Annotated in this window: 7 protein-coding genes and 4 pseudogenes; 8 read left to right on the top strand and 3 right to left on the bottom strand. The window is 62.7% G+C overall.

Annotation, left to right across the window (positions count from 1 at the left end; genetic code table 11):
- The first annotated feature begins 66 nt into the window (after positions 1–66).
- The 3 genes and pseudogenes from AC0CH8_RS05040 to AC0CH8_RS05050 all read left to right on the top strand — a co-directional run.
- Positions 67–771 carry an IS5 family transposase gene (locus tag AC0CH8_RS05040; protein WP_465239157.1) on the top strand — a complete coding sequence of 235 codons (705 nt, stop codon included), beginning with the start codon at positions 67–69 and terminating at the stop codon, positions 769–771.
- Positions 772–845: 74 nt separating this feature from the next.
- A pseudogene (locus AC0CH8_RS05045) lies at positions 846–1,827 on the top strand (IS481 family transposase).
- Positions 1,828–1,913: 86 nt separating this feature from the next.
- Positions 1,914–2,237, top strand: a pseudogene (locus tag AC0CH8_RS05050) (IS481 family transposase); the annotation flags it as partial.
- Positions 2,238–2,250: 13 nt separating this feature from the next.
- On the opposite strand, the gene AC0CH8_RS05055 reads toward AC0CH8_RS05050, so the two are convergent.
- Together AC0CH8_RS05055 and AC0CH8_RS05060 are read right to left on the bottom strand one after the other, a co-directional pair.
- Complete coding sequence (locus tag AC0CH8_RS05055; protein ID WP_465238957.1) at positions 2,251–2,535, bottom strand: transposase; 285 nt, start codon at positions 2,533–2,535, stop codon at positions 2,251–2,253.
- Between the two features lie 282 nt (positions 2,536–2,817).
- Positions 2,818–3,120: pseudogene (locus AC0CH8_RS05060) on the bottom strand (transposase); the annotation flags it as partial.
- Positions 3,121–3,484: 364 nt separating this feature from the next.
- On the opposite strand from AC0CH8_RS05060, the gene AC0CH8_RS05065 reads away from it, so the two are divergent.
- Positions 3,485–4,153, top strand: a complete 669-nt coding sequence (locus AC0CH8_RS05065; protein WP_465238958.1) for a class I SAM-dependent methyltransferase — start codon at positions 3,485–3,487, stop codon at positions 4,151–4,153.
- 888 nt (positions 4,154–5,041) lie between these two features.
- Here the strand turns inward: AC0CH8_RS05065 and AC0CH8_RS05070 are convergent.
- Positions 5,042–5,977 carry an IS481 family transposase gene (locus AC0CH8_RS05070; RefSeq protein WP_465238959.1) on the bottom strand — a complete coding sequence of 312 codons (936 nt, stop codon included), beginning with the start codon at positions 5,975–5,977 and terminating at the stop codon, positions 5,042–5,044.
- 62 nt (positions 5,978–6,039) lie between these two features.
- Between AC0CH8_RS05070 and AC0CH8_RS05075 the strand changes: the two are divergent.
- The 4 genes and pseudogenes from AC0CH8_RS05075 to AC0CH8_RS05090 all read left to right on the top strand — a co-directional run.
- A pseudogene (locus tag AC0CH8_RS05075) lies at positions 6,040–6,243 on the top strand (transposase); the annotation flags it as partial.
- An 84-nt stretch (positions 6,244–6,327) separates the two neighbouring features.
- Complete coding sequence (locus tag AC0CH8_RS05080; protein ID WP_465238960.1) at positions 6,328–6,633, top strand: acyl-CoA reductase; 306 nt, start codon at positions 6,328–6,330, stop codon at positions 6,631–6,633.
- 469 nt (positions 6,634–7,102) lie between these two features.
- Positions 7,103–8,830: an ATP-binding cassette domain-containing protein gene (locus AC0CH8_RS05085; protein ID WP_465238961.1), complete on the top strand. Its 1,728-nt coding sequence runs from the start codon at positions 7,103–7,105 to the stop codon at positions 8,828–8,830.
- Between the two features lie 6 nt (positions 8,831–8,836).
- A complete protein-coding gene (locus AC0CH8_RS05090) occupies positions 8,837–10,180 on the top strand; it encodes an HlyD family type I secretion periplasmic adaptor subunit (RefSeq protein ID WP_465238962.1) in 1,344 nt (447 codons plus the stop codon).
- Positions 10,181–10,673 lie beyond the last annotated feature (493 nt).

A 10,673-nucleotide genomic window follows, 5' to 3' on the forward strand; every position in this document is an offset into this window, starting at 1 on the left:
GCGGAGCGAATGGTGGGGATCAAGCGGTACGAGTTGAGCGAGGCGCAATGGTTGCGGATTGCGTAGCTGGTTCCGGGCAAGACGGCTGATCCTGGCCGAACGGGTGCGGATAACCGCTTGTTCGTGAATGGATGTTTGTGGGTGCTGCGCTCTGGCGCGCATTGGTGCGATCTTCCGGAACGCTACGGCAAGTGGAAGACGGTGCACCGTCGTTTCAGCCGCTGGTGCCGTGCCGGCGTCTGGGAGCGGGTGTTCGAGGCGCTGACAGCCGACCGGGACAACCAGGATCTGATGATCGACAGCACCATCGTTCGCGCGCACCAGCAGGCAGCGAGCGGAAAATTGGGGGCCAAGGATCAGGCGCTGGGGCGTTCCCGAGGTGGCCTGACGACCAAGGTTCACATGCTCGCCGACACGTTCGGCCGGCCCTTGGGCTTTCACATCACGCCCGGGCAAGCCAGCGACATCGCTTCGGCACCTGGACTGCTCGAAGGCCAGCGCGGCAAAGCCGTACTTGCCGACAAGGCGTATGCCGGCAATGACTTACGTAGCCAGATCGCCGCGATGAACGCCGAAACGGTGATCCCGTCCAAGCGCAACCGTAAGGTCGCCATCCCGCATGATGCCGCCATCTATAAACATCGCAACCAGATCGAAAGATGCTTCAGTCGCCTCAAGCATTTCCAACGCTTCGCCACTCGCTACGACCGCCGAATCATCCACTTCACCGGCTTCGTCCACCTTGCCGCCGCCATGATCTGGCTGCGATGAATGTCGATCCGTCCTAGGCGTTTGATCCCACGGTTTGATGGTGCGATCCTTTCGTTGGAATGGAAGGAAGCCGTATGGGACAAATTCGTCATGGGAGCGCCACGCCTGTCCTGAGCCGGACGAAGGGACCACGCACGCCGTCCGAGCAGCAATACAGCGATCGCAAGCTTCGCTCGCGACGCTGAGCCGTGAGCTGGGGATCAACCCGAAGACGGTGGCGAAGTGGCGCAAGAGGGCGACCGTCGAGGATCTGAAGACCGGGCCGAAGGCCCCTCATTCAACAACCTTGTCCGAGGCTGAGGAGGCAATGGTAGTCGCCTTCCGCCGGCACACACTGCTGCCGCTCGACGACTGCCTCTACGCGTTGCAGCCATCGATCCCGCCTAACCCGGTCAGCGCTGCATCGTTGCCTCCAGCGGCACGGCATCTCCCGCCTGCCGGATATCGAGGGCGACAAACCGAAGCGCCAGCGCTTCAAGCGTTATCCCAACGGCTTCTTTCACATCGATATCGCTGAGGTTCAGACTGCCGAAGGCAAGCTCTACCTGTTCGTGGGCATCGACCGCACCAGCAAGTTCGCGGTCACCCAACTGATCGACAAGGCTGACAGGCGCACGGCGTGGGAGTTCCTCGAACACCTGCTGAAAGCTGTGCCTTACCGCATCCACACAATTCTCACCGACAATGGCATTCAGTTCGCCGAGCAGCCGCGTAACCGCAACACGGCCTGGTCGCGTCAGATGCGCTTTGACATGATCTGTGAGGCGAACGGCATAGAGCACAGGCTCACCAAGCCGAACCATCCCTGGACGAACGGCCAGGTCGAGCGGATGAACCGCACCATCAAGGAAGCGACCGTCAAACGCTTCCACTACGAGAGCCATGACCAGCTGCGGACGCATCTCACAGATTTCCATGGCCGCCTACAACTTCGCCCGCCGGCTCAAGACCCTCAGCGGGCTCACGCCCTACGAATACGTCGCCACGATATGGACGTCAGAGCCAGACCGGTTCATCGTCGACCCGATCCACCAGATGCCGAGACTAAACACCTAGTCTGATGACGGGACCATGCACACCGTCTGAGTTTCCGGCTCAGCCCAGAGACGGTGGCGAAGTGGCGGAAGCGTGCGACGGGCGAGGATCTGAAGCCCGGGCCGAATCCACTTTCTTCCACGGCCTTGTCCGAAGCCGAGGAGGCAATGGTTGTGGCGTTCCGGCACCATGCCTTGCTGCCGCTGGATGACTGCCTGTATGCCCTGCAGCCGTCGATCCCGCATCTGACGCGCTCAGCGCTACATCAATGCCTTCAGCGGCACGGCATCTCACGGCGACCGGATTTCGGTGGCGACAAGCCGAAGCGTCAGCGCTTCAACCGCTGTCTCATTGGCTTCTTCCATATGGCTATCGCTGAGGTGCAGACCGCCGAAGCCAGCGCTCTCCTGAGCAACTGTGTCAGGCGGTCCAAAATTGAATGTTTTATTTTGGGGATGGCGTTGAGGGTGATGAGGAGCTTTCGCATGAGGGCGACGATCGCAAGCTTGAGAGGTCTGCCGCCTCGCGCAGCCGATTGGTGGTCGCTGCGAGGTGCCCTTTGCCTGAGCGCGCGACGGTGAGCGCCGCCAGGTAGAGAGAACGTCTGACGGTCGGTCTGCCGCCCAAGCAGCGTCCAGGCCGGCTAGTCTTGCCGCTTTGCCGATCGAACGGTTCCGGACCGGCGAGGGCTGCGACCTGTCGGCTGGAGAGGCGTCCGAGTTCGAACACGCGCTATTAGGAATGCGCCGACGATGGACCCGACGCCTGGTGCGGTGCGTAGCAATGCATCCCGTGCTGCCAAATCGGGTGAGAAAGCGATGACGGCGGCGATGGCTTTTCCGATCCGCAGGGCCAAGGCCTTCAGCCGTGCAACATGGGCGACGGTGAGGCGGCGCATAGCAGTATCAGCGATGCTCTCGAGCTGGTTGCCCAGTTTAGAAGATAACCCGCATACCCGTCACACCGCTCGACGAAGGGGTCCCTTTTGGATGCCGATAGGGGGTCCTTTTTGGACGCCGATTGACAGTGCGGGATCGACGGTTGCAACGCATAAAGGCAATTGTCGAGAGGCAGCAGTGTGTGCCGGCGGTACGCCACGACCATTGCCTCCTCGGCTTCAGTCAGGGTGGTTGAATAAGGGGCCTTCGGCCCGGTCGTCAGGTCCTCGACGGTTGCCCTCTTGCGCCACTTCGCGACTGTCTTCGGGTTGATCCCCAACTCGCAGCTCAGCGTCGCGAGCGAAGCCTGCGATCGCTGTATCGCTGCTCGAACGGCGTGCGTGCTCGTGGCGCTCCCGTGACGTACCTCTCCCATACGGCTTCCTTCCATTCCAACGAATGGATCGCACCATCAAACCGTGAGATCAAACACCTAGGCGGCAACCTCAAAGCTCGACATGCCTCTGGCGGAAGCCCCTTTGCTTCCATTTAAAAGCGCCATCTCGCCGCCTGCAACATCGCTAATTGAGCAGCTGCGGCCATCACGATGCAAGATCCACTGCTACGCCGATGTCTTCGCGGATGGCATCGTTCTTCCTCGCAGATCCAGTTCGGGATAGCCAAGCCGCTAGCGACCATCTAAATCTGAACTGGACGTAGGGTTGAAGGCGTTCAGCGAGCTCGCATACGCTTACCCATCGCGAGAAGCTCATTAATGGTGTATATAAGGTTTTAGCAACATGTCTTTTGGACGCACCGATGCGAGGAAAGCACCAGACAGCAACGTCGACGTGAATTCTTTTCGTCGCGCTCGATTTTCAGCGTTTACAAATATGCTAGCGATGTTGAGCGAAACTCGTTCGATTATAAAGATTATTGATATTGGCGGGACTGTGGCATATTGGGAAGGTCTCCGGCCATTATGGGATTCCTATAAAGTTGAAATAACTATCCTAAACTATGGCGCCAGCGATGGCATGCTGGGTGAGTATAGGATTATAGGTGGCGACGCTAGGAATATTCCTTTTAGTGACATGGCCTATGATATTGTGCATTCTAACAGCGTTATAGAGCATGTGGGGGATTGGCATGATATCCAATTAATGGCTCAAGAAGTACGAAGAATTGCACCACACTACTATGTGCAGACGCCGAATTACTGGTTCCCTTTTGAGCCCCATTTTAGAACCCCCCTGTTCCAGTATCTACCCCGCAAGATTCGAGCACTAATGATGTTGAAAATACGTTTAGGATTTCGCGGAAAGGCGAAATCATACGAAGAGGCCATTAGCGAAGTTGACTCTGTCAACTTGCTTAGCACCCGACAAATGAGGATTTTATTTCCCGATGCCTCCATAATTCATGAATACTTTCTTGGATTACCCAAATCAATCACTGCCATGCGTTAATAAATAAGTGTAGGCTCAATAAGCAGCAACTTTGAAGTATTATATGTCTTGCATATAATACTTGCAGCTTCGTGACGTTGGGAGGGTGGATTTCATAAGCTCGTAATTTCTTACCTTAGATTGGCATGATGGTGCTACATTTTGTAGCTCTCTTGAGTGAGCTATCGGGCGCATCGCTTGATCAAGTTTGCAGGCGATCGGGTGATCTCCGGCCGGCTAGAATTAAAGTAGTTGCAATCAAACTTGATCATATTCGAAGGTAGCCAAGTAGGTGCGCATCTCCAGAGGCGAGCAGAGGTTTCGAACACTGATGGTAACGATCCACAGACAATGGGCGTCCGTACGGTGGCTTCTCGCCGGTGTCGTTTAGCTTGGAGCATGCCTCCTGGATTGGGATGAGACTGGCGCTGGTTGGCGGGAGGGCACGAGCGATCCACAAGTGAGCAATAGCGGTGCCTACCCCTCAAAGGTCTGGGTCTGCGCCCGTGCGGTCGACCGGGTTTGCACGAATCGCCGGCGGCTCACGCAGCACCGATGTGAGGCGAGGATGATGGCTGACTTGAAGGGCCAGATGCTTGCACCTGACGTGGTCGCGGCATTCGTCCGCGAATACCATCTAGAGCGTGCCCGCCAGGTGAGGGAGCTTCCGCGAGGCCGGGACAAGATCGAGCGACTGCTGGCAGAGGCGGACCGGAAGCGTGACCGCCTGGTCGCGTCGGTCGCCGAGGGCGGTTCCAGCTTCCCGGCGATCAAGGCATCGCTGACAGCGGGACGATCACGAGCGCCTGCGCCGGTAACTCGCGTCCATAGATGTCCTGCCGGTGCTGGCTTTCCATCCTGGCCTAGCCGACACGTACCACCGCGAGATCGAGGAGCTGGAGCAACTGCTTAGGTGTTTAGTTCCGGCATTTTGGCGATGTATTCGTAGGGTGTGAGCCCGCTGAGCGTCTTGAGCCGGTGAGCGAAATTGTAGGCTGCCATGAAGTCGGTGAGGGGCGTCCGGAGTTGGTCGTGGCGCTCGTAGTGGAAGCGTTGGACGGTCGTCTCCTTGATGGTCCGGTTCATCCGCTCGACCTGGCCGTTCGTCCACGGGTGGTTGGGCTTGGTGAGCCGGTGCTCGATGCCGTTTGCGTCGCAGATCATGTCGAAGCGCATTTGGCGCGACCAGGCGGTGTTCCGGTTTCCAGGCTGCTCGGCGAACTGGATGCCATTGTCGGTCAGGATCGTGTGGATGCGGTAAGGCACGGCCTTCAGCAGGCGTTCAAGGAACTCCCACGCTGTCCGCCTGTCGGCTTTGTCGACCAACTGGGTGACCGCGAACTTGCTCGTACGGTCGATGCCGACGAACAGGTAGAGCTTGCCTTCGGCAGTTTGCACCTCGGCGATGTCGATGTGGAAGAAGCCGATCGGGTAGCGTTTGAGGCGCTGACGCTTCGGCCCTTCGACTTCGCTCAGGAGAGCCTTGTCGCCCTCGATGCCCGGCAGACGGGAGATACCATGCCGTTGCAGGCAGCGATGCAGCGCTGACCGGGTCAGGTGCGGGATCGACGGTTGCAACGCATAAAGGCAATTGTCGAGAGGCAGCAGTGTGTGCCGGCGGTACGCCACGACCATTGCCTCCTCGGCTTCAGTCAGGGTGGTTGAATAAGGGGCCTTCGGCCCGGTCGTCAGGTCCTCGACGGTTGCCCTCTTGCGCCACTTCGCGACTGTCTTCGGGTTGATCCCCAACTCGCAGCTCAGCGTCGCGAGCGAAGCCTGCGATCGCTGTATCGCTGCTCGAACGGCGTGCGTGCTCGTGGCGCTCCCGTGACGTACCTCTCCCATACGGCTTCCTTCCATTCCAACGAATGGATCGCACCATCAAACCGTGAGATCAAACAGGTTGGGGCATCCAACCCAGCATACCAATTTGGCAACCCCGCAGCGAGCCGGTCAGATACGATAGGCGCCGCTACCGGCGGCGCAGCCGTATCGAGATCATGTTTGGACGCCTGAAGGATTGGCGCCGGGTCGCCCCCCGCTACGAGCGATGCCCGACCGCCTTCTTCTCAGCCTTCCCGCTCGCCGCAACCGTCATCTTCTGGCTGTGATTGGGGCCTGAACCGAGCTATCGACATTCACCAATCATTTGAGTTCCGATTTCGTCGTCTGTGGGGCGGCAGAGTCCGCTGGCAGTGGCGGGCGCCGAACTCGTCTTCCCAAACAAGTTTTCGCTTGCCGTGCTTGACGCGCAGGCGCGGCTCGCGACGACCGACCATGCCGGCTTGGCACGCAAACTCGCGAACAACTCCTTGTGTTTCGGGCAAGCAGCATGTTCCTCTCCGCGCAGCATCGTCTCGGGCGGAACAGAAACGGACGCCACGGGCTGCCGCGAATGGCTTCTGGACTGCGGTCGAAGCTGCAGCGGACGATGCCGGGTTCGAATGGGAGGATGCTCATGCGCTCGCCAAGCTCCTTGCCGAAGAAGGGGCTGCGATTGACGAACGCGCCACGATCCGCTCGACGCGCAACGACTGCGTCCGGGTGATCGGCGGTCGCTCAGCCTTGCTCGGCGAGCCCGCAGGCGCGGCCAGCCGAGTCTTTCGGGAGGGCAGATTCGACGACCTTACGCAGCTTGCCGCCTTGGTACGGTCGAATTGGCAGACAATCGTCAGCTAAGGCATTGATGCAGCCGGTTGGCGGTCCGCCGCGCAAACGGGTTTGCCCGCCGGCATTGATCGCATGATACCGCTGGGTACGGCGGTCGATTTCGAAGCAATCTGGGATGGCAAGGACCTGCTCACGGCCATGACTAGGATGATCGTCGTCGGCGTCTGACCAGTCGCGTGGTAATCATCGCCGGTAGCTGGTGAAAATTTTCGCGGAAGCGAACGAGCCGCTGGTTATCAGCTTCTTAAACATGGATGCGTAGGGGTTTCGGCAACGCCCTCCCCCTCGCGAGCCAACCCGATGAACCCTTCCGCCGCTCCCGGCTCCAGCCTTCGCGCGATGCTCGGCCGGTCGCGCCACGCCGGTGCCGCCGTCGTCGCGCTGACGTTCGGCCTCACCCTGCTGCCAGTCGCCGCCGCCTTGTACCTGATGATGCTGTTCGACGTCGCGCTCGCCAGCCGCAGCGGTGCGACGATCGGCGGCATGGTCGCGATGATGCTGGGCGGGATCGGGCTGACGGTCGGTATGGCGCGACTGCGCACCCGGCTGCTCGCTCGCATTGGCGCGAACCTCTTCGTCCGGGCTGAGGAGCCGCTGGCGCGCGCGATGACCCAGGCCGCGGACCCGCGCACCGGCCGCCGCGCGATCACCGCACTGAACCAGCTCCAGACCGTCCGGGCCTTCATCGCCGGCCGCGGCGTCGTCGCCTTCCTCGATCTCGCCATCTTGCCCGTCGCGCTGCCGGTGCTGCTGTGCCTCGGCGTGTGGCTGGCGATCGCGTGGCTTGTCACGGTGAGCGTCATGACGGCGCTGCTCGTCCGCGCCACGACCGCAGCGCAGACCGCAGACGCCGCGCGCGAGGACGCTGCGACCGAATTGGTGCTTGACGTCGGCGACCCCGTCCTGCTGCGCGCGCTCGGCATGCACGATCATGCCGCCACCGCCCGCCGCCGCGCCGGTCAGCGCACCGCCGCACTCGCCCAGCGCGTCGACATTGCCGCCGGCCGTGGCCATATCACGGGTGCGATGATCACGCTGCTCGGCTGGGTCGTCGCGGTCGCCGTCGGCAGCGTCATGGCGATCTACGATGCGGCCAGCGTCGGGGCGATCGCCGCCGCCGCCTTCGTCACGCAACGCTCGCTCGCCGCCCTCGCCGGGGCGATGACGACGGTCGATTCACTTGCCGAGACGCGTGCCGCATGGCGCCACGTCGATTCGCTGCTGGCTGCCCTGCCGCATCCCGCAGCCCGCCTGCCGCTCCCCGCGCCGACCCGGTCGCTGACTGTCGACACGCTGTCGCTTGTCGTACAGGAGACGCGCCGGGTGATCCTGCGCGAGATCGGCTTCGACCTGTCCGCCGGCGACGTGCTCGTCGTCGCCGGACCGATGGCGGCCGGCAAGTCGGCGTTGCTGCGGGCATTGGTCGGTGGCTGGGCGCCCGCCGTCGGCAAGATCCGCCTCGACGGCGGCACGCTCGACCAATGGGAGGCCAGCGCCCTCGCCCACCACATCGGCTATCTCCCGCAATCCGCCGAGCTGTACGAGGGCACCGTCGCGCAGAACATCGCCGCGTTCGATCCCGCCGCCGACCCCGCCGCCGTCCTCGCCGCCGCCCGCGCCGCCAGCATCCACGACATGATAGTCCGTCTGCCGCGCGGCTACGACACCATAGTCGGCCCGTTCGACGGCGACCTCTCCGCCGGCGAGCGTCAGCGGATCGCACTCGCCCGCGCCCTGCACGGCGATCCGTTCGTCGTCGTCCTGGACGATCCCGCTGCCCACGCCGATGCGGAAAGCCACGCCGCCCTTGCCGCCGCAATCCGCGGCGTCCGTGCGCGCGGCGGTATCGTCGTGGCGGTCGGCCATGCCGCCGCGATGATCGACGAGGCCAACCTCTTGCTGCTGCTGCGCGCCGGCCGGATGCAGGATTTCGGCCCCAAGGACGAGGTGCGCCGCCGCCTTGCCGAGGCCCGCGCCGCCAATCGTCAGCGTCAGCAGACACCCGAACTCGCCACGGCGAAGGAGTAAACGCCCGTGTCCTATCAATATCCCGTCCCCTTCGTCGCCGAGCGCGAGCTGTCGCTGTTCGACGATCCGCAAGCCGATGTCGGCCGCACCGTACGCTTCGGCATGGCGGCGGTGGGCGTCCTCGCCGCCGGCCTCGTCGCCGCGGCCGCCTTCGTGCCTATCACAGGCGCGGTGATGGGCTATGGCGAAGTTTCCGTCGCCTCCAAGGTCAAGAAGATCGCGCATCCGACCGGCGGCGTCATCGCGCAGGTGTACGTCCGCGACGGCGACCGGGTGAAGCGCGGCCAGCCATTGATGCGCCTCGACACGACGGTTGCCGGGGTCAGCGCCAGCACGTCGGCGCAGACCTACGACCAGCTGCTCGCCGCCCGCGCGCGCCTGACGGCGGAGCGCGACGGCCTGTCGTCGATCAACTATCCCGCCGAACTCACCGCCAGCACCGCGGCCGACGCGCAAGCGGCAATGGTCGAGGAAACCCGCCTCTTCCGCCTCCGCCAACAGGCGCGCGCCGGTCAGCAGGCGCAGTTCGTGGAGCGCGTGCGTCAGGCGAACGAGCAGATCGCGGGGCTGCAAGCGCAGGTCGCCGCCTCTCACCGCCAGTCCGCGCTGATCGAGCCGGAGCGCGAGGGCGTCCGCGCCCTGTACGCCAAGAACCTCGTGACCGTCGCGCGTATGAACCAGCTGGAGCGTACCGCGGTCGAACTCGACGGCGGCGCTGCCTCCCTTCGCGCCCAGATCGCCCAGATCAGGGCGCACATCGCCGAACTGCGTCAGGCGTCGATCCAACTCAGTCAGGACGCCCGAAGTCAGGCCGCGACCGAGCTGGCCGACGTCATCACTAAACTCGGCGACCAGCAGGTGCGCCACGTTTCGGCCAGCGACACGTTCGATCGTTCGCTCCTGCGCGCACCGAGCGACGGCGTGGTCAGCGATCTGGGCTACAGCACGATCGGCGGCGTCGTCCCGGCGGCGCAAACGATCGTTTCGATCGTCCCCGACGCCGACCGCATGGTCATCGAGGCGAAGGTCAGCCCCGCGGACATCGACCAGCTCCATATTGGCCAGCACGCGACGCTGCGTTTCACCGCATTCAATCAGCAGACGACGCCGCAACTCGACGGCATGCTACGACGCGTCGCCGTCGAGCGCACCACCGACGAACGCACCGGCAGCGCCTTCTACAAGGTCGAACTCGCGATCGCGCCGGGCCAGTTGCAGCGCCTCGGCAGCCTCAAGCTCGTCCCCGGCATGCCCGTCGACGCGTTCGTCCAGACCGGCGACCGCTCACTCCTGTCCTACATCACCAAACCCCTCCGCGATCAGCTCAGCCGCGCCTTCCGCGAGAACTGATCCGCTTCGACCGGACCCTCAACGGCCGTCGGACTCCAGTCCGGCGGCCATTTGCGCGACGGTACGTCCGCTGGGGATGCATGACCGTCGAACGACATGCTCCAGACCACGAAACAAGTCAGTGCCGCCCCCTTCCGACACAGAGCGATCACGTCTCCCCGCGAAAGCGGGGACCCAGTCCTGGGCTCGCGCCATCGCGGGGGCACACGGGATGCCGGGCAAATCGCCACCCCACTCGAACGCGATCAGCATCGAACAGGTTAGGGGCGAGAACAGGTGAGATGCAGCGTGCCAGAAAAACCCGACGATCCGGATGCCCGGCTCAGCAGGACGAGCATTACCCCCTTTCGAACGCGCTCTGCCAACATTCGACACCACGACACCGGATGCAAACCGCGACACCGCTCCGGCCGACTTCGGCAAGCCTAGCGCAAGCGGCAGGAGTGGATGACCATCAACCCAGATGCCCCAGACCCCTGCACAAGCGGAGGCT

Source organism: Sphingomonas sp. AC435 (genome assembly GCF_979253005.1).

Coding starts and splice junctions, on each gene's coding strand:
- AC0CH8_RS05065 (WP_465238958.1), top strand. CDS start 3,485: ATGTCTTTTGGACGCACCGATGCGAGGAAAGCACCAGACAGCAACGTC.
- AC0CH8_RS05070 (WP_465238959.1), bottom strand. CDS start 5,977: ATGGGAGAGGTACGTCACGGGAGCGCCACGAGCACGCACGCCGTTCGA.
- AC0CH8_RS05085 (WP_465238961.1), top strand. CDS start 7,103: ATGAACCCTTCCGCCGCTCCCGGCTCCAGCCTTCGCGCGATGCTCGGC.